Source organism: Bacteroides sp. AM23-12 (assembly GCF_003434395.1).
GTDB classification, from domain to species: Bacteria; Bacteroidota; Bacteroidia; order Bacteroidales; family Bacteroidaceae; genus Bacteroides; species Bacteroides thetaiotaomicron.
Genome location: NZ_QTLF01000001.1, coordinates 293,854 through 320,331, shown reverse-complemented (window position 1 = coordinate 320,331; position 26,478 = coordinate 293,854). Strand labels below are relative to the sequence as shown.

General features: G+C 43.3%; 22 protein-coding genes and 2 tRNA genes. 14 read left to right on the top strand and 10 right to left on the bottom strand.

What is annotated here, in order from left to right; all coding sequences use genetic code 11:
* Window positions 1-9: 9 nt before the first annotated feature.
* The 6 genes from DW640_RS01065 to mscL all read right to left on the bottom strand — a co-directional run bounded on the left by DW640_RS01065 (window position 10) and on the right by mscL (window position 10,837).
* A complete protein-coding gene (locus tag DW640_RS01065) occupies window positions 10-1,005 on the bottom strand; it encodes a BT_3044 domain-containing protein (protein ID WP_008764462.1) in 996 nt (331 codons plus the stop codon).
* Between the two features lie 28 nt (window positions 1,006-1,033).
* Window positions 1,034-3,085, bottom strand: a complete 2,052-nt coding sequence (locus DW640_RS01060; RefSeq protein ID WP_008764461.1) for a RagB/SusD family nutrient uptake outer membrane protein — start codon at window positions 3,083-3,085, stop codon at window positions 1,034-1,036.
* A 21-nt stretch (window positions 3,086-3,106) separates the two neighbouring features.
* Window positions 3,107-6,226, bottom strand: a complete 3,120-nt coding sequence (locus tag DW640_RS01055; protein WP_016268476.1) for a TonB-dependent receptor — start codon at window positions 6,224-6,226, stop codon at window positions 3,107-3,109.
* Between the two features lie 17 nt (window positions 6,227-6,243).
* Entirely contained in the window at window positions 6,244-7,716 is a 1,473-nt protein-coding gene (locus DW640_RS01050; RefSeq protein ID WP_117576887.1) for a hypothetical protein, read from the bottom strand.
* Window positions 7,717-8,661: 945 nt separating this feature from the next.
* Window positions 8,662-10,185, bottom strand: a complete 1,524-nt coding sequence (guaA, locus tag DW640_RS01045; RefSeq protein WP_008764459.1) for a glutamine-hydrolyzing GMP synthase — start codon at window positions 10,183-10,185, stop codon at window positions 8,662-8,664.
* Between the two features lie 205 nt (window positions 10,186-10,390).
* On the bottom strand, window positions 10,391-10,837 hold the full coding sequence (gene mscL, locus DW640_RS01040) for a large-conductance mechanosensitive channel protein MscL (RefSeq protein ID WP_008759941.1): 447 nt from the start codon (window positions 10,835-10,837) through the stop codon (window positions 10,391-10,393).
* Between the two features lie 142 nt (window positions 10,838-10,979).
* Between mscL and gap the strand changes: the two genes are divergently transcribed.
* From gap to DW640_RS01005, 7 genes are all read left to right on the top strand, one after another.
* Entirely contained in the window at window positions 10,980-11,990 is a 1,011-nt protein-coding gene (gene gap, locus DW640_RS01035; protein WP_016268477.1) for a type I glyceraldehyde-3-phosphate dehydrogenase, read from the top strand.
* 181 nt (window positions 11,991-12,171) lie between these two features.
* Window positions 12,172-14,241, top strand: a complete 2,070-nt coding sequence (locus DW640_RS01030; RefSeq protein ID WP_072066208.1) for a M3 family metallopeptidase — start codon at window positions 12,172-12,174, stop codon at window positions 14,239-14,241.
* A gap of 18 nt (window positions 14,242-14,259) precedes the next feature.
* A complete protein-coding gene (locus DW640_RS01025) occupies window positions 14,260-14,769 on the top strand; it encodes a DUF4847 domain-containing protein (RefSeq protein ID WP_048692200.1) in 510 nt (169 codons plus the stop codon).
* An 11-nt stretch (window positions 14,770-14,780) separates the two neighbouring features.
* The gene (locus DW640_RS01020; protein WP_008759937.1) at window positions 14,781-15,230 is read left to right on the top strand and encodes a dCMP deaminase family protein; all 450 of its coding nucleotides are present in this window, start codon (window positions 14,781-14,783) and stop codon (window positions 15,228-15,230) included.
* A gap of 32 nt (window positions 15,231-15,262) precedes the next feature.
* Window positions 15,263-17,011: a S41 family peptidase gene (locus DW640_RS01015; RefSeq protein ID WP_048692196.1), complete on the top strand. Its 1,749-nt coding sequence runs from the start codon at window positions 15,263-15,265 to the stop codon at window positions 17,009-17,011.
* Window positions 16,989-17,513, top strand: coding sequence for a 5-formyltetrahydrofolate cyclo-ligase (locus DW640_RS01010; RefSeq protein ID WP_233525417.1), 525 nt, complete (start codon window positions 16,989-16,991; stop codon window positions 17,511-17,513). Before DW640_RS01015 ends, DW640_RS01010 begins: the two co-directional genes overlap by 23 nt.
* Window positions 17,458-18,249 (top strand): histidinol-phosphatase, encoded by a 792-nt coding sequence (locus DW640_RS01005; RefSeq protein ID WP_072066207.1) that lies wholly within the window; start codon window positions 17,458-17,460, stop codon window positions 18,247-18,249. The genes DW640_RS01010 and DW640_RS01005 overlap by 56 nt, the downstream gene beginning before the upstream one ends.
* Here the strand turns inward: DW640_RS01005 and DW640_RS01000 are convergent.
* Window positions 18,236-18,523, bottom strand: coding sequence for a DUF721 domain-containing protein (locus tag DW640_RS01000; RefSeq protein ID WP_008764453.1), 288 nt, complete (start codon window positions 18,521-18,523; stop codon window positions 18,236-18,238). The genes DW640_RS01005 and DW640_RS01000 overlap by 14 nt on opposite strands.
* Window positions 18,520-19,629 (bottom strand): DNA replication/repair protein RecF, encoded by a 1,110-nt coding sequence (locus DW640_RS00995; protein ID WP_117576883.1) that lies wholly within the window; start codon window positions 19,627-19,629, stop codon window positions 18,520-18,522. The genes DW640_RS01000 and DW640_RS00995 overlap by 4 nt, the downstream gene beginning before the upstream one ends.
* Window positions 19,630-19,790: 161 nt before the next feature.
* Here DW640_RS00995 and DW640_RS00990 point away from each other — a divergent pair, with 161 nt between their 5' ends.
* From DW640_RS00990 to DW640_RS00965, 6 genes are all read left to right on the top strand, one after another.
* On the top strand, window positions 19,791-20,474 hold the full coding sequence (locus DW640_RS00990; protein ID WP_008759931.1) for a tetratricopeptide repeat protein: 684 nt from the start codon (window positions 19,791-19,793) through the stop codon (window positions 20,472-20,474).
* Window positions 20,475-20,641: 167 nt separating this feature from the next.
* Window positions 20,642-21,136 carry a 6,7-dimethyl-8-ribityllumazine synthase gene (gene ribH / locus DW640_RS00985; protein WP_008764452.1) on the top strand — a complete coding sequence of 165 codons (495 nt, stop codon included), beginning with the start codon at window positions 20,642-20,644 and terminating at the stop codon, window positions 21,134-21,136.
* Window positions 21,137-21,186: 50 nt separating this feature from the next.
* Window positions 21,187-21,269 (top strand) — tRNA-Tyr (locus DW640_RS00980).
* A gap of 8 nt (window positions 21,270-21,277) precedes the next feature.
* A tRNA-Gly gene (locus tag DW640_RS00975) sits at window positions 21,278-21,350 on the top strand.
* A 62-nt stretch (window positions 21,351-21,412) separates the two neighbouring features.
* Window positions 21,413-22,672, top strand: a complete 1,260-nt coding sequence (locus DW640_RS00970) for a Gfo/Idh/MocA family protein (protein WP_048694276.1) — start codon at window positions 21,413-21,415, stop codon at window positions 22,670-22,672.
* 37 nt (window positions 22,673-22,709) lie between these two features.
* A complete protein-coding gene (locus DW640_RS00965) occupies window positions 22,710-24,557 on the top strand; it encodes a right-handed parallel beta-helix repeat-containing protein (protein WP_048694274.1) in 1,848 nt (615 codons plus the stop codon).
* A gap of 64 nt (window positions 24,558-24,621) precedes the next feature.
* Here DW640_RS00965 and DW640_RS00960 read toward each other — a convergent pair whose 3' ends face one another.
* Both DW640_RS00960 and DW640_RS00955 read right to left on the bottom strand, forming a co-directional pair.
* Window positions 24,622-25,167 carry an RNA polymerase sigma-70 factor gene (locus DW640_RS00960; protein ID WP_048694270.1) on the bottom strand — a complete coding sequence of 182 codons (546 nt, stop codon included), beginning with the start codon at window positions 25,165-25,167 and terminating at the stop codon, window positions 24,622-24,624.
* Between the two features lie 129 nt (window positions 25,168-25,296).
* Window positions 25,297-25,530: a hypothetical protein gene (locus DW640_RS00955; RefSeq protein WP_048694267.1), complete on the bottom strand. Its 234-nt coding sequence runs from the start codon at window positions 25,528-25,530 to the stop codon at window positions 25,297-25,299.
* 266 nt (window positions 25,531-25,796) lie between these two features.
* Here DW640_RS00955 and DW640_RS00950 point away from each other — a divergent pair, with 266 nt between their 5' ends.
* Window positions 25,797-26,450: a FecR family protein gene (locus DW640_RS00950; protein ID WP_048694264.1), complete on the top strand. Its 654-nt coding sequence runs from the start codon at window positions 25,797-25,799 to the stop codon at window positions 26,448-26,450.
* Window positions 26,451-26,478: the final 28 nt, after the last annotated feature.

The window sequence follows — 26,478 nt, the reverse complement described above, 5'->3', positions numbered from 1 at the left end:
TTAGATGCATTACAAGTTTTCTACTCTTGGATTGAATTGGTATCTCAGTTTGGCATTTACCTCCCTGTAGAGGTCGGTAGACTTCAAACGGTATTTGTAATGGAGGCGGAACTCCTTATAATAAGTGGAGCGTCCGTCGGGCGTCCGGATGACATTCAATAAATACGTATTGTCATATTCGCCGATGGGTGTGAGCTGCACTACGTCGATGCTTTGATACGGCAGGATAGTGAGTTCCTTTGCCAACGGATTCTCGGGCAACTGTGCTCCCATTTCCAGAATGATGCTCCCCTTATTGATGATATCCAGCGCAGTGGTATAGTCAGTGAAATTTTCATCACCGGCCATCAAACGTACAGAGTTCTCAGAGATAGGAAATACACGGTTGGAATTGGTCGGACGGCGAACTTCACTATACCCATCCGGATTCGGGATAATGACCGTACTACTGGTGTAATTGTAGTAAGTTGCCGTCTGCGTGGACGCATAGTAATTCTCCTTGTGGATACGAAGCAGCACGTGCCTCTTTTTCGGATTACAGTCCGGTGTTCTCAATGAATCTATCTTATATTCGAGAAAATAGATGGAGTCGGGTGAAATCTTTTCCAGATTTTTCAGATACACCGGAAACATAGCCTTGGAAGAGCCGGCGGAAATGTTCATTTCCATCGTTGGAAATTCATAGCATTCTTCCGGCAAGTACTTTGCAAAACGGGCTTTATTGATATCAAAATTGGATTTGTTGTAAGCCCTCAACAGTGTATCGGAATGTTGCAGCACCACTGTTACCGGTTCGTCGGTAGCCTGCGATCCACTCAACGAAGCTACCACGAAAAGGGTATCTCCTCCCTGCTGCAACTCAGCTACCTGGCGATCATATACCAAGTTGGAATTACTGAGTAAATTTACTTCTTTGCGGAACTGTTCCTGATCGAAATCATACTTATCGCAACCACTTATCATAACCAAAGCAGAGCAAAGAATTATAGTTAATATCTTTTTCATATTATCTTTCTGTTATTCTTGTTTTTCATTATCTGTCCCATCCCGGATTCTGGTCCATGGAAGGTACTTTCAGTAATTCAGAGTGACTGATCGGCATAAATACCATTTTGGGCAGTGCGACGCGATCGCGGATATTCTGTTGGTCAATGGTCACGATGTTCCAGAATCCCGGATTGCCGGCGACGTCCGTACGGTCTTTTTGTACATCCAATCCCTGCCAGTTAGACGTATTGGCATCCTCGGTAAGGTAAGTACCCCATCTACGGGTATCGAAATAGCGGTAGCCTTCGTTGAAAAGTTCCACTTGTCGTTCATTACGGATGATCTGCTCAAATCTCTCCACCTCGTTGAAGTCACCCAAAGCCGGACCGGGTAATCCGACACGATAGCGGATCATATTGAAGTATTTAGCCATTTCCTGAATATCACGGCTGACAGTCACTTCGACATCCGTACCTGTCATATCAGGAGTAGTAACAGTGACCGTACCCGTCACCCGGTTCAACGCTTCTACATATTCAAGAAGTACTTCGGCATAACGGATGATGGCAAACGGTTTAGGCTGAGTAACAAATGCGCCTTTCACACTTCCTTTTCCGCTCGACCATGAATCGTCAGGATGGACAAACTTGACGGGAGTGTAGCCGCTGATATTGTAATCATTGACGTTATTTCCCGCACCGGCCAACCCGGCTTGCGTATCATCATGAGAATACCAGAACTGCTGGTTGACATAGGTTGCGTCGGAAGAAGCGGAACTCATAGTCCACAAGCGTCCGGGAAATCCGATGGAAGCATAGAAACGTGCCGAACGGTTGTCATACATCTTCGGAACATCACCTCTCAACTGATAGTTTCCCAGCACTTTATTCGTACCTATTGTCTGACTGAGATCCGCTACATACGGATAGTCTGCCGATGCATTGTGGATGTCTCTGCCATCCATCATCAGGAAGCAATCGACCACTCTCTGAGGTACGGACATGCCGCCCCAGCCTCCGAATTTAACAGGGAACGAGTGGTGCGTGTAATTAGTCACATTTTGGGATGCCATTGCCCAGATAAACTCTTTATTGGTTTGAATAATACCTTCACCGTTGAACATATCGGCAAAAGAATGGTAAGGGTCGATACCACCCGCACCATCGGGGAAAGGAGCCGTAGGAACATTATCTGCCAACGGATAAGGGTATTGATTGTCCGGTGCCACTGTGAACAGTGAATAGTATTCCATATTGATCACTTGCTTTGCGGCAGCGGCTGCTACCGCCCAACGGTCGGGATCATAAGTCTGGTTTACGTAATCGGCACCGTCGCTTTTGCGCTTCCAATTGCTAAAGCACAAGCGGGCGGCATCACCGCCATTGAACAACGGAGAAGCTTGGAACAGGCGCAGACGGGCAATCAACGCTAAAGCTGCCCCCTTGGTAGGACGGTCGGAATAGCTGATACTCTGCTCGGTCGGTCCATAAATACCTTGTGTGGCAAGCTTGAATTCATTGCAAATATAATCCACCGATTCATCGTATGTAGACCGTTCCCTGTCATAGTATTCCGCAGATTCGGAAGTACCTAGTACTTCGTCTCCGACAATGAGCAACGGACCGTAGTTCATCAGTAAATGGTAGTAGGCATAACCGCGCATAAAGTGTACGTATCCGATGTAACGTCTTCTGTCGGCTTCTGTCATATCAGACACTTTATCGATATTTTCCAGCATCCGGTTACATCTTGCCACTACTACATACATGCTATACCATATATCCTGCCGCAGGTTTCTTCCGTTGACAGTACCAACACTGAATTGCGCTCCCCAAAACTCGTTGGTCTGCCATCTGACGGCAATCTCGTCCGAGGCAGTTTCTCCCGGATTCCATGAGTTTCCCCAAATGGCACCCGCGTCGGGAAAACGGGTCGGGGTGTTCCAAAGGTATCCTTCGGCATTTTTCATGCTGTGGAAAATGGAATCTTCCTTGAATGTAGCCTGAAAATAATTGTCTACATCCAGAAAATTGCAGGAACTGAGCAGCAAAGAACTGCCGATCACGGCTCCCAAAAGTATTTTAATTCGATTTTTCATAAATTTTTCAATGTTATGTGATTAGAATCTTAAGTATACCTGGAATGAATAGGTAGCAGGTATCGGATAGACAGCACCATTTGCCGATGCTTGTTCGGGATCGAAATATTTCACATTGTCGAAAGTGCACAGGTTATTCGCCACAAATTCCAGATCGACGGAAGACAATCCTACCGCTTTAATCCATGGCAGATGTTTCAGGCTGTATCGCAAGCTAACTTCCTGAAGGCGCAGGAAAGAACCGTTCCGCCTCCAGAAGGAGGACAATTGAGAATTGTTCTTATTACCTCCGTAAGAGAGACGTGGAAATTCAGCATTCGGATTTTCCGTTTCAGTAGTTCCCGAATACCATGCGGGCGTCCATCTGTTCTTGGGATTGTTGGCTAGTTTGATCACATTTCCCAAGTCTCCATTATAGAACGGAATCCATCCGTTGTCGTTTCCAAGCCCTGCACGATAGTAGTCTACCTTGGCGGAACCTTTGAACAAGACACTAACAGTCAGATCTTTCCACTGGAAGTCACCACCGAATCCATACATCACTCTTGGTAACTGGTTGGAATAAGACAATGGCACCTTATCGTCTTCATTGATAATACCATCGCCGTTGACATCGCGATATTTGATGTCGCCCGGGCGTATCTTTCCGAATCCGCTTTGATCGGGGCTGGTATTGATCTCATCTTTGCTGGCGAATAGTCCCTCGGAGATATATCCGCGTAAGATGTTAAAGGGTCTGCCGGTCACACTGAGATAGTCGTAAGGTAATTTATTCTCTTCAAAATAGTCGATGATATTTTGTGAGAATGTATAATTGGCACGAACCGTAAAACTCATATCCTTATTAATAGTATGGAAAAACTCAATATTTCCGTCCGATCCTACACTGTGCATACGTCCGACATTCGACTTCGGATAAGTCACCATACCTACGTAAGAAGGTAACGTCACACGGTCCTGGAAGATGTGGTCACGAGTATCCCGGAATATGTCGACTGTCAGGGACAACTTGTCGTGAAAGAACTTGGCATCGATACCAAGATTCGCCTTCTTTGCTACTTCCCATTTCAAATTGTCGGCTCCGGTATGGGTTTCTGTGATACCCGCATAACGATATCCCCAAGCAGATCCGGCATGATTGTCTATCAGGGTCAGGTAAGGGAAGCGTCCCTGGCCGGTATAATCGTTGGTAGAAACAATCTGGTCGTTACCTACGATACCGTAAGAGCCGCGAATTTTGAGGAACGTAAACCAAGGTAGTTTCTCTGTCCACCATGCATAAGAGGAAGGAACCCATCCTGCGGCAATGGAAGGAAAGAAACCGAACTGTTCTCCTTTTTTGAACTGTGCAGAACCTGTATAACCGAAATTCGCATCGATGAAATAACGGTTTTTATAGTCATAGGAGATACGTCCGGAAAGGTTCTGATGGCGTTTGGGGATGCTGGCGATACCTAAATCATCATATTTGCCCCATAGAGAGTTTTTCTCATCTTTCATATAGTATTCGAGCAACGCGCCAAAGGTATGGTCTCCGAACGACCGGTTCCAGTTGGCTTTCGCCTCCATATAGTATTGCCTGTAAGAGTTTTCGCCACTTCCGTATGCCATACTTGATTGTGCTGAGCGCAGCGCTTTAATCAAGACTCCCTGTGCGGTTCGTCCGGTAGCACGGTAGAGGTCGGGCCAAATCCTGCGGTATTCGCTGAAGTAGCCGATATGTTCCGTCATCGCTTGTACCGACATCGTCAGTCCTTTCAGAAATCCTCCGAATTCTTGCGTCAGCTTCAGCGTCAGCATGTTTCGGTTGTCCTCGCTTTGCATGTATCCGGTATTATTCAGCATAACATATGGAGAAGCCAATTCACGTGATCCGCCATATACGGGCAGCGTGCCGTCAGAGTAAGTGACCGGAAACAGAAGGGGGGTCAACTGCTGGACGGCTGACCATACCAGATCTGTGTTCCCTCCGCCCGGACTGACATAAGAATTGACATATCCATCTACACCGAAGTATAGCTGGGTCGTCTTGGTCAAATTCATATCGATATTGGCACGATAATTCAGCTTGTTTACGCTCAATGGCTTTTTAAACAGATTTTCCTCTTGGCGATAGGCGGCTCCTTCATCCTGATACCCCAGCGACAAGAAGTATCTGGCAACGTCACCTCCTCCTTTAGCACTGACATAGTAGTTCTGCTGAATAGAATTCCTTTTCATGATTTCATCTATCCAGTTTACATCCGGATAAAGATCCGGGTCCAGCCTGTTTTTGATCAGATCCAGTTCAAGACGGGTGTACAGATCGTCTTCCCCAGACATCGCTCTGGCTTCATTGGCAAGGAGTGCGTAATCATATGCTCCCAGGTATTCGGGCAGACGTTTGATATGTGATATTTTCATCGTAGCACGTCCGGTCACCTCTAATTTTCCACTGGTACCACGTTTGGTAGTCACCAATACCACGCCATTTGCTCCGCGTGTTCCGTAGACAGCCGTTGCTGCGGCATCTTTCAGGATACTGAACGATTCAACGTCGTCGGTATCAATATCTTCCAATCTTCCTTCGAGACCATCGATCAGTACTAAGGCTCCACTGCTGGCTCCGAAAGTACTGATACCGCGAATCCAGAAGTTGGAGATATTTTTGCCCGGTTCACCCGAACTCTGCATAGTGATAACACCTGCCATTCGACCTCCGATCATATTATTGAGGGAAGTGGCGGGAGTTTTTAGCTGCGCAACGTCAATGGTGGTGATGGCACCTACCACAGATACTTTTTTCTGGGAACTCATACCCGTTACCACTACTTCGTCAATCTTAGTCTCGTCTTCTTTCATGACGATCTTAAGCTTTTCTTCGTTTTTGGTAATCAGCATCTCGACATTCTTCATACCCACTGACTGGAATATCAGTGTAGCGTTTTTCGTTACTTTTATCTTGAACTTTCCGTCCAGATCCGCTACTACGCCGACTCCCGGTTCGTTCTTTACATAAACAGCCGTACCTACCAATGGCTCGCCGGTTGCATCCACAATCACGCCTGCCACTGTAAACTGTGTACTCGTTTCGTTCTGACTGTAGCCTGCCAATGGAATCAATGTCATAAGCAGTACAATCAATAAAAGATTTTTTTTCATATATGTATTATCAAAGGTTATTGTATAGACAATTTACGAATCACTTTATTTCCGGTATCTGCGACATATACAATTTGTCCGTCGGCACTAACAGCTACACCGAACGGATGATTGAACAACGCGATATCCGGACCGCCGTCTTTATAGCCCTTCATGCCCGGAAGTCCGATAGGAGTAGTTACCATAGCTCTATCCAAGGGCAATTTGGTATCGATTACTCGTATACAATTGTTACCACAATCAGCGATATACAATTTACCGTCTTCGGTAAAGCAGATTTGATGGGGATTATCAAACTTGGCATTCCTCAGCAAACCGTCTTCCCATCCTGCTCCTGCTACCTGTCCTTCCAATATGGCCTTTCCGGCATAACCTTCACCGGGATAGGTGTTTTTGTCTTTACCTTCCAGATTTCCCACATCCACTCGCCATATCTGATTTCCTTCTGCCATCGCGACATAAAGCATATTTTCCTGTCCTTTGACAGGGCTGAAAGCAAGGTATGAGTCACATGCATCAGGTCTGGTAGAAGTTCCGACTTTCTTGAGTAGGAGTTCACAAGTACGGGTGTTCGGTTTTATCCGCACCAGTTGTCCCTTAACCATCACTGTATAAATGTAATGATCCAGCTTATTCACTACAAAGCAGTGCTTATAGTTACCATCGGCAACGTCTTTAGTTTCATCATTCAGCAGCACCGTCAGGCGGCGCGGCGCATAGCTCACGCTTTTGGCCAAAGAATAATATCCCATACCGCCATCTTCAGGAGCGTACATCGTACCATCCAGGTCCGAAAAAGCAGGAGCATTCAGGATGGCTGACGTACCATACTGAAGTACCAGCACAGAATTACTCTTAATGGAAGCCATGACAATATTTCCGTTAGACTGCGCTCCTTTATCATTTTGACAGGTTACAGATGGATAATTGTTTCCTCCGTGCCATACGTGGCGTTCGGTGATAAAGATATTATCCTCGTCATCCAGACTAATGTAGTTGGGCGCCGACAATGTAGAAGTAGCGATGTCTCCTCCTACCGTAGGCTGGTTAGCGTCCGGCGAAGCTTGTCCTACAACGGTAGTCACGCTCGTCTGCGTCTTGTAGATAAATTGCCTTCCGGCTTGTCCTTCATATTCTGTTCCGTCGGGCATTGTTCGGGCAACAAGAAGATTCATTTCTTTCTTGTACGTCAGTCCCGAAGGAACATACAAGTAGATTTTGTTACCATTTGAACTCACCAAGCCCGCCTGGTGCTTTATCCCATCCGCATCTTCGAAATAAACTTTCAGATTGGTAGTGTCTGATCCGAAGTTGCTGCCTTCGACGATCATAGGGGTAGCGATCCCACCGGAATCCGGATAAAATCCGGTCACCTCAATAGGTTGATCCGGATTGAATACTGCACTTCCTATATTCTTACTATCCGAACATGAAGTCAGATAGACAAATACGGCGACAAAAAATGTCAAAAAAATAGTTCTTTTTTGCATTGTTTTTCTGTGATTAAAGGTTAATAATTAGTTGGGTTAATATGGATAAGTAGAAAACTTACTATTCTATATCTAGGCATTATGATAATGTGGTAGAAATAAGATGTGCATTTTTACTCTAATACGTTTGTTTTTGGGTGTGTATGCTTTATCTTAATATTTAGTAAGTTTAGGAATATATATAGTTGTGTTTGACTGTTATCATTCATTTGTTTTTCTTGGGGGTATTGAAATTTTTAATGAATTCAATCTCTCTTCAGCACTGTTCTGATCTATGCTGAAGAAACGATAATAAAAATTTAATCACTGCCCGGAGGCGGCCTACAATTTCGCATTATCATAAATAATTATTAAGAAATATAGTCGTAATTGACCGATTAGAATAAGTCGCTCTAGAACTTGGTAACCAAAACAATAAAATCATGATAATCAATAATATACATCAATAAAAAGATTATATCTATCTTATTACAATCTGAGTAGTAGAATGAAAAATCAAAAAAAATACCGTTTGCCGATAATTAAAATAAAAAAAACATGGCGTTTACCAATTTTATTAATAACTTTACACCGTCTTAAGTGGCACACAAACTTAATAACCTTTGAATAGCCTATGAAAACAGGAAAAAATACACTTATTGGTATAAAATTACCAAGTTCTAGAGCAACTTATCCCAATCTGTTAAATATAAAAATGAATCATAACAGCCAAGCACAACTATATATATTCCTAAACTTACTAAATAAAAAAGGTAGTAGATCCCCAAAAGAATAAATGCATAAGAAATAAAATGCACACCTTAATTTCTACCATATATAATAATATTTTCTCCTTCACCAACAATCTCTGGCGAATAGGCCGTAATAAGAAGTAAAGGGTATATTACATAAAAAAAATTCCAGTAACTTGCGATACTGGAATTTTATATAAATCAAGAAAATCTCTTATTCCCACTCAATAGTTGCAGGTGGCTTAGAACTGATATCATAGGTTACGCGGTTTACACCTTTCACCTTATTAATAATATCATTCGAAATCTTACCCAGGAATTCATATGGCAAATGCGCCCAGTCGGCAGTCATGGCATCAGTAGAAGTCACGGCACGCAATGCTACCGCTCTTTCATAAGTACGTTCATCTCCCATGACACCTACAGACTGTACCGGCAGTAAGATAACGCCTGCCTGCCATACTTGATCATACAATCCCCAGTCGCGCAATCCCTGAATGTAAATATCATCAGCATCTTGCAGGATACGCACTTTCTCACGGGTGATGTCTCCAAGAATACGTACAGCCAAACCCGGGCCAGGGAATGGATGACGAGTAATCAGATGTTCCGGCATACCCAACTCGCGACCTACACGACGAACTTCATCCTTAAACAACAGACGAAGCGGCTCGCACAACTTCAAGTGCATTTTTTCGGGCAGACCACCTACGTTATGATGACTCTTGATCACTGTACCTGTTATAGACAATGATTCGATGCAGTCTGGATAAATAGTGCCCTGAGCCAGCCATTTCACATCTTTTATTTTGTGAGCTTCCACATCGAATACATCGATAAAGCCCTTACCGATAATCTTACGTTTACGCTCCGGTTCCGTCACACCTGCAAGCTCTGCAAAGAACTTTTCGCTGGCATCCACGCCAATTACATTCAGCCCGAGGCATTCGTAATCGTTCATCACATTCTTGAACTCATTCTTACGGAGCATACCGTGGTCTACGAAGATACAAGTCAGATTCTTACCGATAGCTCTATTCAGCAAAACAGCAGCAACCGATGAATCTACACCACCGCTCAATCCCAGCACCACTTTATCATCACCTAACTGAGCTTTCAACTCAGCAACCGTACTCTCGATGAAAGAAGCCGGTGACCAGTCTTGCTTGCATCCGCAAACATCAACTACGAAATTCCTCAATATCTGCGTCCCGTCTTCGCTATGGAACACTTCCGGATGGAACTGAACGCCCCATACCTTCTCACCCTCAACCTGATAAGCAGCGATATCCACTTTATCAGTTGAAGCAATCTTCTTAAAATTATCAGGGATAGCAGTGATTGTATCACCATGACTCATCCATACCTGCGTATTCTCACGAACTCCTTTAAACAGCACATTATCCTTGCAGAAAGAAGTCAGATGTGCACGGCCATATTCACGTGTACCGGCCGGTTCTACTTTTCCATTGTTAGTATACGCCATAAACTGTGCACCATAGCAGATACCCAAAATAGGATATTTACCACGAATCTCACTCAAGTCTACTTTGAAGGCATCTTTATCATAAACCGAAAAAGGACTTCCGGAAAGGATGACTCCTTTAATTGTCGGATCTTCTTTAGGAAACTTGTTATAAGGAACAATTTCGCAATACGTGTCCAGTTCGCGTACGCGACGACCAATCAGCTGTGTTGTCTGCGAACCGAAATCAAGAATTATTATTTTCTCCTGCATATCAATGGTTGGATTTTGAATAAATGATTTGCAAAAGTAGAAAAAAGTAGGCAAAAAGATAGAAGAATAAACAGAAAAATCGAAATTTACGAGAGAAATATATCATCGGACAACATAAAATCCGAAAAGGGAAACGATGTCAGAGAGACTTATATATAATAAATAGGAGACTCAAAACAGAATCTCCTATTCATTATACAAGTACTTATTTCTTCTCTTTCAGCAAGTCACGAATCTCAGTCAGCAACACCTCTTCTTTAGTAGGAGCAGGTGGTGCAGGAGGAGCAGCCGGGGCTTCCTCTGCCGCCTTCTTCGTGGTCAGTTTAGTGATCAGACGTATAAATAGGAATATAGCAAAAGCTATAATCAGAAAGTCAAAAGTTGCTTGCAGAAATTGTCCATAATCCAGAGATACGGCAGGAGCAATCTCCTTACCGTCTGCTCCAACTTCAGCCGCTTTCATTACCCATTTCAGATCTGTAAAGTTCACACCACCAACCAATAAGCCTATTGGGGGCATAATAACATTCGCCACCAGTGACGATACGATCTTCCCAAACGCGCCGCCGATAACTACACCGACAGCCATGTCAATGACGTTCCCTTTCATGGCAAACGCCTTAAAGTCTTGTAAAAATGTGCTCTTTCCCATCTTTTTTCAATATTTAATGTGAATTTAATATGCGAATATAAAAACATTTTTGTAATTTTGCACCGCATTTGAAAATAAAACAAATGCGCGAGCTGAGAGATATTTGAACAAATATTATAAAACCCTTAAAAGTTTAAACAAAATGATTAAAGTAGGTATTAATGGATTCGGACGTATCGGACGTTTCGTTTTCCGCGCTGCAATGAAAAGAAACGATATTCAAATCGTAGGTATCAACGACCTTTGCCCGGTAGACTACTTGGCTTACATGCTGAAGTATGACACAATGCACGGTCAATTCGACGGTACTATCGAAGCAGATGTTGAAAACAGCAAATTGATCGTTAACGGTCAGGCTATCCGCATCACTGCAGAAAGAAACCCGGCTGACTTGAAATGGGATGCTGTAGGTGCTGAATACGTTGTTGAATCTACAGGTTTGTTCTTGAGCAAAGACAAAGCTCAGGCTCATATCGAAGCTGGTGCAAAATATGTTGTAATGTCAGCTCCTTCTAAAGATGACACTCCGATGTTCGTTTGCGGTGTAAACGAAAAAACATACGTGAAAGGTACTCAGTTCGTTTCTAACGCTTCTTGTACTACTAACTGTCTGGCTCCTATCGCTAAAGTATTGAACGACAAGTTCGGTATCCTTGACGGTTTGATGACTACAGTTCACTCTACAACTGCTACTCAGAAAACAGTTGACGGTCCTTCTATGAAAGACTGGAGAGGTGGTCGTGCTGCTTCTGGCAACATCATCCCTTCTTCTACTGGTGCTGCTAAAGCTGTAGGTAAAGTAATCCCGGCTTTGAACGGTAAATTGACTGGTATGTCTATGCGCGTTCCTACTTTGGACGTTTCTGTAGTTGACTTGACTGTTAACTTGGCTAAACCGGCTACTTACGCTGAAATCTGCGCTGCTATGAAAGAAGCTTCTGAAGGCGAATTGAAGGGTATCCTGGGTTACACTGAAGATGCAGTAGTTTCTTCTGACTTCTTGGGTGACGCTCGTACTTCTATCTTCGATGCTAAAGCTGGTATCGCTTTGACTGACACTTTCGTAAAAGTTGTATCTTGGTATGACAACGAAATCGGTTACTCTAACAAAGTTCTTGACTTGATCGCTCACATGGCATCAGTTAACGCTTAATTAGAAATCTAAACATATAGGAAACCGCTGCGGAAAACCGTAGCGGTTTTTTTGTCTTCATTTTATATATTGTTAAAAAGCAAGGTATTATCCGTGGTATAACCTACAATTTTAGTAGTTTTGTACTTCTATGAAGAGAATTATGAAGAGATTATTAATAACATTGATACTAGTTTACACCATGAACAATATACTGAACGCTCAGAATCCTTTCTTCGGTCAGTATCAGACACCGCATGGGACTGTGCCCTTTGACCGGATCAAGACAGAGCATTATGAGCCTGCCATCCTCGAAGGAATCAAACAACAGAATGCGGAACTTGATGCGATCATACAAAACCCGGAGAAGGCGACATTTACAAATACAATAGAAGCCTACGAACAATCCGGAAGGCTGCTGGACAAAGTAACTGCCGTATTCGGCAATATGCTTAGTGCTGAAACCAATGACGACTTACAGGCATTGGCTCAGAAAATCATGCCACTACTCAGCGAACACAGCAACAACATCACACTGAATGAGAAGTTGTTTGCCCGCGTGAAAGAAGTGTACGGACAAAAACAATCTCTGCAACTGACCCAGGAACAGAATCGCCTGCTAGACGATATATACGACAGTTTTGTACGCCACGGTGCCAACCTCGAAGGAGAAGCCCGTGAACAATACCGACAACTGACCAACGAACTGAGCAAACTGACACTCGACTTCAGCGAAAACAACCTGAAGGAGACAAACAGGTATCAAATGCTTCTGACAGACAAAGCCAGCATTGCCGGACTGCCGGAAATCATCGTAGAAGCTGCTGCCGAAACAGCCAGAAGTGAGGATAAAGAAGGATGGGCTTTCACCCTGCACGCTCCAAGTTATGTGCCTTTCATGACTTATGCCGACAACCGCGAGTTGCGCCATAAGCTCTACATCGCATATAATACAAAGTGTACACACGATAACGAATTCAACAATATCGAAATCGTAAAGAAGCTGGTTAATACACGCATGAAAATAGCCCAGCTACTAGGATATAAAGATTATGCGGAATATACCCTCAAAAAACGAATGGCTGAAAACAGCGATGCCGTATATAAGCTGCTCAACCAACTATTGGAAGCCTACACTCCCACCGCACAGAAAGAATATCTCGAAGTACAGGAACTGGCACGTGAGGAACAAGGTGATGACTTCATTGTCATGCCCTGGGACTGGAGCTACTATTCCAATAAGCTGAAAAACAAGAAATTCAATATCAATGAAGAAATGCTCCGTCCTTACTTCGAACTGGAACAAGTAAAAAAAGGAGTATTCGGACTGGCAGAAAGACTCTACGGAATCACTTTCCGGAAAAATACGGAAATCCCGGTTTATCACAAAGATGTTGAAGCCTACGAGGTATTCGACAAAGACGGTAAGTTCCTGTCCGTACTGTACACTGACTTCCATCCCCGTCCCGGAAAACGCGCCGGAGCCTGGATGACCAGCTACAAGGAACAATGGATAGATCCCGTAACCGGTGAAGACAGCCGACCGCATATATCTGTAGTGATGAACTTCACCAAGCCAACCGAAAGCAAACCTGCTTTGCTGACTTTCAACGAAGTGGAGACATTCCTGCATGAGTTCGGGCACAGCCTGCATGGCATGTTTGCCAACTCAACCTATCAGAGCCTAAGCGGAACAAACGTATATTGGGACTTTGTGGAACTTCCTTCACAGATCATGGAAAACTTTGCCATCGAGAAAGAATTTCTTAATACCTTTGCCCGTCATTATGAAACCGGAGAAGTGCTTCCGGACGAACTGATACAGAGACTCGTGGATGCTTCGAATTTCAATGCAGCCTATGCCTGCCTGAGACAAGTGAGCTTCGGGCTGCTCGATATGGCATGGTACACCCGCAACACTCCTTTCGAGGGCGATGTAAAAGCCTATGAACAGGAAGCCTGGAAAGACGCACAAGTATTGCCGATAGTCAAAGAAGCCTGCATGAGTACACAATTCTCCCATATCTTTGCCGGAGGATATTCCGCAGGATATTACAGTTATAAATGGGCAGAAGTGCTGGATGCGGATGCATTCTCACTGTTCAAACAGCAAGGAATCTTCAACCGTGAAGTAGCAGATTCGTTCCGCAACAATATCCTGTCGAAAGGAGGTACAGAACACCCGATGTTGCTCTACAAGCGCTTCCGCGGGCAGGAGCCTACCATTGACGCATTGCTGATCCGAAACGGCATAAAGAAACAATACAATTAAAAAAGGAGAGAATTGGACATGAAGAAGAGATTGATACTTAAAGTATTAGGATTGCTGTTATTGCTTCCGATGTTTTCCGGATGTAATGATACGGATGATGTAGCCGGCATCTTCACCGGCAAGACATGGAAACTGACTTATATCACAGTCAAAGATAGCCATCAAATGTTTAATTTTTGGGGAAACGACAACAAAGCCCGCGAACAAAGCATGAAATTGCTTGACGAAACAGGTAGGTATGTAATTACCTTTAATGGAATGGAAGAAAGCAATATCATCATCGGGACCTTAAGTGGCACAGTGATAACCTCTACTTTCACTGGATCATGGTCCGCCAATGGAAAGGACAACCAATTCAATGCATCTATCCAAGGAGGTAATGAATCATCAGATATATTAGCAAAGAATTTCATAGAAGGGCTGAACAACGCAACCTCTTACGGAGGAGATGAGCGAAATCTATACCTTTACTATAAACCTTCCGGTAGCCAGCAGACACTTTCTTTAGTTTTTCACGTTGTAAAATAAAAGACACTCTCATGGACACGGAAAAGAAACAATTGGAACTGGACAAACGTTACATACGTATGGCAAGCATTTGGGCGGAAAACTCTTATTGCCAGCGCCGTAAGGTAGGAGCGTTGATCGTCAAAGACAAAATGATTATCTCCGACGGATACAATGGTACTCCTTCGGGCTTCGAAAACGTATGCGAGGACGAGAATAACCTGACAAAACCTTATGTTCTCCATGCGGAAGCAAACGCTATCACCAAGATAGCACGCTCGAACAACAGCAGCGACGGTGCCACGATGTACGTCACCGCCTCACCTTGTATCGAATGTGCAAAGTTAATCATACAGGCAGGAATCAAACGGGTAGTCTACTCCGAACATTACCGCCTCGAAGATGGAATAGAACTATTAAAACGGGCAGGAATCGAAGTTATCTATACAGAAATGAACGAAGATTCTTCTCCAAACAAATAATAAAACGAACGTTTTAAAAAAAAGGAATAGACATGAGTACAAGAAACTCTTCACGTTTTACGCCTATCATCATAGCTATCAGCGTGGTGGCCGGTATTCTTATCGGTACATTTTATGCCAAGCACTTCGCCGGCAACCGTCTGGGTATCATCAACGGTTCTTCCAACAAGCTGAATGCGCTGTTGAGAATCGTAGATGATCAATATGTAGACACCGTAAACATGACCGACCTCGTGGAGAAGGCTATGCCACAGATCCTGGCAGAACTGGACCCGCACTCCACTTACATCCCTGCACAGAATCTCGAAGAAGTCAATTCGGAACTGGAAGGCAGTTTCAGCGGAATCGGTATCCAGTTTACGATACAGAATGATACGATTCATGTGAATGCCGTTATCCAGGGAGGCCCATCTGAAAAAGTGGGACTCATGGCGGGCGACCGCATCGTTAATGTAGACGACAGTTTATTTGTAGGCAAAAAGCTGAACAACGAACTAGCCATGCGCACACTGAAAGGTCCTAAGGGATCGCAGGTGAAACTGGGTGTCAAACGCGTAGGAGAACCGAAATTGCTGGACTTTACCATCACCCGCGGAGACATTCCTCAAAATACAGTAGACGCTGCCTATATGCTGAACGATGATATCGGTTATGTAAAAGTCAGCAAATTCGGACGGACAAGCCACGTAGAATTGCTTAACGCCTTGGCTCAGCTCAATCATAAGAAATGTAAAGGACTGATTATTGACCTTCGCGGCAATACAGGAGGATACATGGAAGCTGCCATCCGCATGGTGAATGAATTCCTGCCCGAAGGTAAACTGATTGTATATACACAAGGACGTAAATATCCCCGTGCGGAAGAATTTGCCAACGGTACGGGCAGTTGCCAGAAAATGCCACTCGTTGTATTGATTGACGAGGGTTCTGCTTCTGCCAGCGAAATCTTTACCGGAGCAATTCAGGATAATGATCGCGGTACAGTGGTAGGACGCCGTTCCTTCGGAAAAGGACTGGTACAACAACCGATTGACTTCAGCGACGGCTCTGCTATCCGCCTGACTATCGCCCGCTATTATACTCCTTCAGGGCGTTGCATCCAACGTCCTTACGAAAGTGGTAAAGACAAGAATTATGAACTAGACATATACAACCGCTACGAACACGGTGAGTTCTTCTCACGCGACAGCATCAAGCTGAACGAAAACGAACGCTATCTCACCAGCCTGGGACGCACTGTTTATGGTGGTGGCGGTATCATGCCGGACGTATTTGTACCACAAGATACTACCGGAGTCACTTCTTATCTCTCATCAGTAATCAACCGCGGACTAACTCTTCAGTTTACTTTCCAGTACACGGACAATAACCGGAAGAAACTGAGCCAGTATGAAACGGAAGAAGACCTGCTGAATTATCTTCGTCACCAAGGTTTGGTAGAGCAGTTCATCCGCTTTGCCGACTCGAAAGGTGTAAAGAGAAGGAATATTCTGATCCAGAAATCGTATAAACGACTGGAAGCGAATATATACGGCAACATTATCTATAATATGCTGGGACTGGAAGCTTATCTGAAATACTTCAATAAATCGGATGCTACAGTACAACAAGGTATAGAACTGCTCGAAAAGGGAGAAGCTTTCCCAAAAGCACCCGCCGAGACAGAAGAGGAAGTGACGAAAGATAATAAAGATGGAAAGAAAAAAAGAACTGCGCAAGCTTATGGCATCACTGAAGATCCGACACGCATCTTCGACTTTGCAGAAGCTTCAATCAGCTAAAATACTTGCCGCCCTCGAAGTCCACCCGGCTTTCAGGGCGGCAACTACTGTATTGCTCTACCATTCGCTCAAAGATGAAGTAGACACGCATGCGTTTATCCGGAAATGGAGCAATGAGAAACGGATATTGCTTCCGGTAGTTGTCGGTGATGAATTGGAATTACGCCTCTATACCGGTCCCGAGGATATGGCAACCGGCACTTACGGTATTGAAGAGCCTGTTGGAGAAACATTTACGGACTATGCAGACATAGACTTTATTGCCGTTCCCGGTGTAGCTTTCGACCGGAAAGGAAACCGGCTGGGGAGGGGAAAAGGCTATTATGACCGTTTGCTGCCACGTATCCCCGCAGCTTATAAAGCAGGCATCTGCTTCCCATTTCAAATAGTAGAAGAAGTTCCGGCAGAAGCATTCGACATCTGCATGGACATAATTATAACAAGTAATGAGGACGAATTATCACACCCACACCACCCGCTGCCTCCATGCGACAGGGAGTGACGAAGAATTTGTTTTAAGTGCCATCAAAGGCGGCTATCAGGAACTTGGTTTCTCTGACCACACTCCATGGAAATACCATACCGATTATGTATCCGACATCCGGATGATTCCCGAAGAACTGCCGGAGTATGTAGAAAGCCTCCGCTCGCTACAAAAGAAATATAAAGATCAGATCAGCATTAAAATCGGCTTGGAATGTGAATATTTTCCGGAGTATATTCCCTGGCTGAAAGGAGTTATCAAGGAGTATCAGCTGGATTACATCATCTTCGGCAACCACCATTTCCATACAGATGAGAAGTTTCCTTATTTCGGGCGAAATACCCATACGTTAGATATGCTTGAACTTTATGAAGAGAGTGCGATTGAAGGTATGGAAAGCGGTTTGTTTGCCTATCTGGCACATCCCGACCTGTTCATGCGTTCATATCCTGAATTTGACCGTCATTGTAAACTTGTCAGCAGACATATCTGCCGAACGGCCGCCCGCCTGAACCTGCCCCTGGAATATAATATAGGCTACGAAGATTACAACGACGAACATGGAATAACAACCATTCCCCACCCTGATTTTTGGGAAATAGCAGCGCACGAAGGCTGCACTGCCATTATCGGAGTGGATGCCCACAACAACCAATATCTGGAAACTCCGTTCTACTATGACCGGGCAAATGAGACGCTCCAAAAGCTGGGGATGAAAGTGACAGACAGAATTCCTTTCCTCAACGAAAAATAATGTTTGTGATAACCGTAGCCCCTACTCTCTGATTCAGAGTACGCACCAAAAGTTCCCGTCCCATCATCAGTTCCTGACGAAGGGCGGCGGAAGTGAGATGTACATACAGCGTCTGGTTACGGATATAGAGATTACTGGTATAGCTTGCCGCCGGTCCCAACACCTGCGGCCAGGCATCCAGCAACCGCTGCTCATTGAGAGGAGACTCCAGACTCTCCTGACGCAGGTATTGCTGAATCAGTTTTCCTATCTGCTCGGCATCGTTACGTTTCATTGTTCAGCTCCCATTTCATTAATTACACCCTGATCTACGCGAAATACTTTATAATCGCTGCCTACCTTCTGCAGAATACGATCCAGATGTTCACGGTTAGTATCCGTAATAAATATCTGTCCGAAGTTATCACCAGCCACCAGCTTGACAATCTGCTCTACCCGCGAAGCATCCAGTTTATCAAAAATATCATCCAACAGCAATAAAGGGACGGTCTGCCCCGTACGTTTCAAGAAGTCGAACTGTGCCAGCTTCAACGCTACCAGATACGTTTTATTCTGTCCCTGCGAACCTTCCTTCTTGATCGGAAAGTCGCCCAACAGCATATTCAGTTCATCTTTATGAATTCCCCGCAAAGAGAATCCCATAATCTTATCCCGTTCCCGGCTTTGCTTCAGAACTTCCAGTAAAGAAGCATCCCGTGCATGCGAATCATAAGACAGCCCCACCTGTTCTTTATCCTGGGAAATAAAAGAATAAAACGACTGGAAAATAGGAATAAACTCTTCGATAAACGCCTCCCGCTTGCGAAAAACAATTTCACCCGCTTGCGCCATCATCTCCTCCCAAACCAGGAACAATTCCTCTTCTACCGGAAATTCAATTTTTAATAAGGTATTACGCTGTGCCAATGCCTTATTATAGCGTATCAATGCTTCCAGATATTCCTTATCATACTGAGAGATCACGACGTCCATAAAGCGGCGCCGTTCGTCACTTCCTCCGGCTATCAACTCCGAATCGGCAGGCGAAACCATCACTAACGGCAGAAAGCCGATATGATCGGAAAAGCGGCTATACTCCTTTTTATTCCGTTTGAATTGCTTTTTCGAACGACGCTTCATTCCGCAGTAAATCTCCTCTGGTGTGCCATCTTCCGCCTCATAAAAGCCCTGAATAACAAAGAAATCCTGTTCGTGCCGAATGTTCTGCGAATCAATCGGATTACCCGAACTCTTGCAGAAAGATAAAAAGTACACTGCATCCAGCAGATTCGTCTTTCCCATCCCGTTCTGTCCGAAGAAACAATTCAGTTTGGCGGAGAATCCGATCTCTACCTGTTCCAGATTCTTATAGTTTAATATGGATATCCGTTTCAGTATCATTGTATACGCGTTAATTTGTTCACAAAAGTAGCAAGTTTTTCGAGGTTTTCGAGCGTAAAACAAAAAAAGATGCCTCTAAATTTCGTTTGTAGATATAAAAAAACTACTTTTGCGAGTCGAATTATCAAACGATGAATAATAACAAAAAGAATCATATAAAAATGGCAGAACAAAAGAATCAGAACGAACATCTGAACGTAGAAGATGCACTGACACAATCGGAAGCATTTCTTGTTAAGTACAAAAACGCAATCATCGGCGGTGTTGTAGCCGTGATTATCATCGTAGCAGGTTTTATCATGTACAAGAACCTCTATGCTGAGCCACGTGAAGAAAAGGCACAGGCTGCTCTTTTCAAAGGACAGGAATACTTTGAACAAGATGCTTATGAACAAGCACTGAACGGTGATAGTATTGGTTATGTAGGTTTCCTCAAAGTTGCCGACGAATATAGCGGAACAAAAGCCGCTAATCTGGCAAAAGCATATGCAGGAATCTGCTACGCACAACTGGGTAAATATGACGAAGCAGTAAAGATGCTCGACGGCTTCAACGGAGGCGACCAGATGGTAGCTCCCGCTATCCTCGGCGCAACAGGAAACTGCTACGCACAACTGGGTCAGCTGGACAAAGCCGCTTCTACCCTGCTCTCTGCAGCAGACAAAGCTGACAATAACTCATTAAGCCCTATCTTCCTGATGCAAGCCGGTGAAATCCTGGTGAAACAAGGAAAGTATGATGATGCCGTTAATGCCTACACTAAGATCAAGGACAAATACTTCCAGTCTTACCAGGCTATGGACATCGACAAGTACATCGAACAGGCTAAATTGATGAAGAAATAATATACCTTATTATATATAATAGAAGGTTAGGCACGGATTACACGGATTTCACGGTTTTTAGTACGCACAATATGTACTAATGCAATTATGCGAAGCTACCGTGAAATCCGTGTAATCCGTGCCTTTTTAAAATCATGTATTTATAACCCACTTTAATTACTACAATTATGGCAACAGCATACCATAACTTATCCGAATACGATTTCAACTCTGTACCAAACGCTGAAAACATGAAATTCGGCATCGTCGTATCCGAATGGAATTTCAATATTACCGGAGCCTTACTGAACGGCGCAGTCAATACATTAAAAAAACATGGAGTGAAAGACGAAAATATTCTGGTGAAAACTGTACCGGGAAGTTTCGAACTAACTTTCGGCGCCAATCAAATGATGGAAAATTGCGATGTGGATGCAATTATTGCAATTGGTTGCGTAATTAAAGGAGATACTCCACATTTTGATTATGTTTGTATGGGAGCAACTCAAGGAATTACCGAATTAAACGCAACTGGCGACATACCAGTCATTTACGGATTAATTACCACCAATACAATGGAGCAAGCAGAGGATCGTGCCGGTGGCAAACTGGGTAACAAAGGAGATGAATGTGCAATTTCTGCAATAAAAATGATCGATTTTGTTTGGAGTTTAAATAAATAGTTGTATCTTTGCACCGCAATTGAGAAACAAACCTCCTCAAAAGCACAAAAGGGCAAATACCAGAGTGGCCAAATGGGGCAGACTGTAAATCTGCTGGCTTACGCCTTCGGTGGTTCGAATCCATCTTTGCCCACAAAAATTGCGGAAGTAGCTCAGTTGATAGAGCATTAGCCTTCCAAGCTGAGGGTCGCGGGTTTGAGCCCCGTCTTCCGCTCTTCAAAGAGAATCTGAGAAATTAGATTCTCTTTTTTTGTATAACTTTAAACCTCTAAGAACATGGAAGATTCTCCAACGCAATCACACGTACTGCAATTGGCACACCCCCCTATCCCAATTGTCCGCATCGGAATCATAGGATTGGGGAATCGAGGGCTACTCACCCTGCAACGTTATCTGCAAATAGAAGGAACCGAAATCAAAGCTCTCAGCGAAATCAGGGAAGGTAACTTGAACAAAGCCCAACTCATACTCAAAGAAGCAAAGCACCCCGAAGCCACGGGATATACCGGACCAGGCGGCTGGCGAAAGATGTGTGAATGCAACGATCTGGATTTAATTTTTATCTGTACAGACTGGCTCACTCACACCCAAATGGCAACCTATGCAATGGAATGCGGCAAACATGTAGCTATCGAAGTTCCTGCCGCCATGAATATAGCCGAATGCTGGCAACTGGTCGATACAGCAGAAAAGACAAGACGCCACTGTATCATGCTGGAAAATTGCTGTTATGACCCTTTTGCCCTGACTACTCTCGAAATGGCACGTCAAGGTGTACTCGGAGAAATAATGCATGTAGAAGGAGCATATATTCACGATCTCCGTTCCATGTATTTTGCCGAAGAGAGCGAAGGCGGTTACCACAATCACTGGGGAAAAAGATACAGTATCGAACATACAGGCAATCCCTACCCCACCCACGGACTAGGGCCTGCCTGTCAAATCCTCGACATCCACCGCAATGACAGGATGGAATATCTCGTATCCATGTCCACCCATCAGGCCGGCATGAGCGAGTATGCGCGGAAAAGATTCGGAGAGAACTCACCGGAAGCCCGTCAAAAGTATAAACTGGGAGATGTCAACACCACGCTTATCCATACCGCCAAAGGGAAAACGATCATGCTTCAGTATAATGTTTCGACTCCCCGCCCTTACAGTCGCCTGCAAACAGTATGCGGCACACTCGGCTTTGCACAAAAATATCCGGTACCATGCATTGCCCTGGATTCTCATGGAGATACTCCGCTTGAAGGCGAAGCACTTGAACAAGTATTAACTCTCTATAAACACCCTTTTAGCGCCACCATCGGCGAGGAAGCACATCGTAAAGGATTACCGAACGAAATGAACTATGTAATGGATTATCGGTTAATATATTGCCTGCGCAACGGACTGCCCCTTGACATGGACGTTTATGATGCAGCCGAATGGTCGTGTATCACCGAATTAAGCGAGAAGTCGGTATTGAACGGAAGTATTCCTGTAGAAATACCGGATTTCACCAGAGGTGTCTGGGAAAAACACAAACATTAGATTTTACCTATTTACCCCAATTAAACTATAAAAACACATGAGAACATTCCTATCATTAAAGACATGCTTACTATCTGCACTTTTACTTTGTGCAAACAGCATTTCGGCAAGCAAGATTATTTCCGTATCCGATTTCGGTTTGAAACCCGACAGCCGTATCAACGCAGTGCCATTTATACAAAAGGCAATCGATGCTTGCAAGCAATATCCAGGTTCCACACTTGTCTTTCCAAAAGGAAGATATGACTTCTGGGCACAACATGCTATCGAAAAAGATTATCACGAAACGAACACCTACGATGTTAATCCCAAAATTCTCGCCGTGCTATTGGAGCAGATCAATGATCTGACGATTGACGGTAATGGTTCTGAGTTTATTATGCATGGCCGGATGCAGCCATTCACTTTGGATCATTGCCGGAACATTACCTTAAAGAACTTCTCCGTCGATTGGGAAATCCCATTAACTGCGCAAGGTATTGTCACTCAATCTACCTCCGGATACCTTGAGATCGAAATCGACTCCCACCAATATCCTTATATCATAGAAAACAAACGACTGACTTTTGTCGGTGAAGGATGGAAAAGCAGTCTTTGGGCGATCATGCAGTTTGATCCCGACACCCATCTCGTCCTGCCAAATACAGGTGACAACTTAGGCTGGCGCTCATACGATGCAACAGAAGTAAAACCTGGATTAATACGCTTATCCGATCCTAAAAAGGAGGCTGATAAATTCTTCCCTGCGCCGGGTACGGTCCTTGTGTTACGACACAGCACCAGAGACCACGCCGGTATCTTCATTTACCACAGCATGGACACAAAACTAGAAAACGTAAAACTATTCCATACCTGCGGACTGGGAATTCTGTCACAGTATAGCAAGAATATATCTTTCAATGATGTACATATCATCCCTAACACTTCCAAGAAACGTGTGCTGAGCGGACATGACGACGGTTTCCACTTCATGGGATGCAGCGGATTACTCAAGATTGAGAACTGCAGTTGGGCAGGATTGATGGATGATCCTATTAACATCCATGGAACATGTTCCCGTATTATGGAAGTTCTTTCTCCTACCCGTATCAAATGCAAATTCATGCAGGACATGAGTGAAGGGATGGAATGGGGACGTCCGGACGAAACAATCGGATTTATAGAGCATAAAACCATGCGTACCGTAGCTACTGGTAAAATGAATAAATTTGAAGCACTAAATAAAGCTGAATTTATCATCGAATTATCAGCACCACTTCCAGCCGGAGTGGAAGCCGGATATGTAATAGAGAATCTGACCTGCACACCTGATGCAGAAATACGCAACTGCCATTTCGGAAGTTGCCGGGCACGTGGTCTGCTTGTATCTACTCCCGGCAAGGTTATTATTGAGAACAATGTATTCGAATCCAGCGGCTCTGCCATTCTGATTGCCGGAGACGCAAATGCATGGTACGAGTCAGGAGCTGTCAGAGACGTGCTGATACGTAACAATGATTTCCGTTATCCTTGCAATTCTTCGATTTATCAGTTCTGTGAAGCCGTGATCAGCATTGATCCGGAAATTCCGACATCGGAACAGAAGTACCCCTATCATCGCAATATCCGCATTGTGGATAATACCTTCCACCTATTTGATTATCCGATTCTCTTCGCACGGTCGGTAGACGGACTCACCTTCTCCTCCAATACACTCATACGTGATACGACTTACCAGCCTTATCACTATCGTAAAGAAGGTATTACGCTGGAAGCATGTAAATCTGTGGTTATTTCAAACAATAAGATTGAAGGGGATGTATTAGGACGTACTGTTAAAATTGAAAATATGAAACCTTCGGATGTCAAGATTAGCAAGAACCCTTTCTTTAAACTGAAAAAATAAAAAACACCATATAGGCAATTAAACGTATTCAGGCTCAAGCATGAGCATGAATACGTTTGAGTCTTTATCCCATAAATACAACAAATAAAGGAAGGTTCTCTTTGATGAACTTCAATGCTAAGGTAATCTGCCGTTCTATTGCTTTTTCACTGACTGCACAACGTTCCGCGATTTCCCGATTAGATAGATGCTCTTCGCGGCTCATTCTAAAGATCTGCTGCCGTCTGGCCGGAAGTTGCGAAATCAATTTATCAATATAGTTCTTCAAATCAGCAGCATCCAATTCCTCTTCTATATCATAAGAATTTTCAAGTCCTTTCAGAACTGTCATTTTAAAATTCAGCTCATTAAAATGTCTACGCGAATAATTGAATATAATATTACGGGTAATCATAAAAAGCAACCCATCAAAATTCTTGGTAATATCAAGAAACTCTTTGGACTCCCAAACTTTCACAAAAACATCCTGAACTACTTCTGAAATCACGGAAGATGAAGTGACATAAAGTCGTGCAAAGTTATAAACCTTCAGCCAATAAAGGTCATACAGCAAAGAAAATGCAGCCGCATCTCCCGCTTTTACCTTTTCCAGAATTATTGTCTCCTCCATCTCTTTTCAATTGTGTTACAAAAATAAAGAAATAACCATTAACCACAACATTTTTTTTGATTTTTATTTATAATAAAGTTACCTTTTTTCCTTTAATAATGTCTTCAAAATCTATTCTAATTATTAAATTCAACTAAGTTCTGTTAGAACTTTGTTTCTTTTCCTATCTACACATCTTGCTTTTACTCTTTCCCATATCTGTTCTTTTATTTTAAAATCTATAGCTTTATTTTCTGATTCATTCCATTGTATTTTAAGTTCTCTATCCACTGATTCCAGGTCAGCATAGCTTCTCCGCTGCTTTTTAGTCAGCCGTCCTGCCAGCAAATCTTTAATCAAACTCATCTTTGTATCTTTATCCATCCTATCTTACTTTGTTATTATTCTATTTATTATTACTCGTATATTATAAATACACTTGAGTTAAGTCTACCCCCACATCCCTTCGATAAAAAAAATAGAAAAACTATCATTAAAATCACAATGAGCTAATATTCAATAAATTAACCACTAACCAAAAAGAAGTTTTTTTTTCAAAAAGTCATTTTTTTATCTTAGTTCTAACAGAACTAAGATGGTATTTTGCCGTAGCTTCACTCGCTCTTTTACTAACAATAGGAGGATTTTGGATGAATTCAGTCAGAGATAATATTAACGACGAATTTATAATGGTGATAGCACAACAAAACCAAATGCACGTTTTACCGGACAGTACAAAAGTATGGATGGAATCAGGTAGTTCCATTAAATACACAAAAGCCTTTAACAAAAAAAGAGAAGTATGGCTAGAAGGCAACTCATTTTTTGAAGTATATAAACATGAAGGCAGTTTCTTCCAAGTACATATTAATAAAGCTTTTATAGAAGTAAAGGGAACCTGTTTTCAAATCAAGCAAACTAATGCTGAAAAAAATGAAATCACGCTGTTTCATGGTAAAATAGAATTTAATGTAGAATCTACAGGAGAGAAAATTATCATGTCTCCATCGCAAAAGGTAATGTATAATCCAAACAATGCACAAACATTAGTTGAGAATGTAATGGATATCAATTGGAAGGACGGAAGATACAACTTCAAAGAAACCCCATTACCCCAGCTCATTTCAATTGTAAATCAAATATACCAATCAAATATAATTCTAGAAGGAAAGTTTACTAAACAATCTTCATTCACAGGTAGCATCCGTTATGATGAAACATTGGATGACGTAATAGAGAAGCTTTGTTTCAGCCTTAACCTCACATACAAAAAACAGAATAGTAAAATAGTAATATATAATTAACCATATTTCTAATAATTAACCCAATATT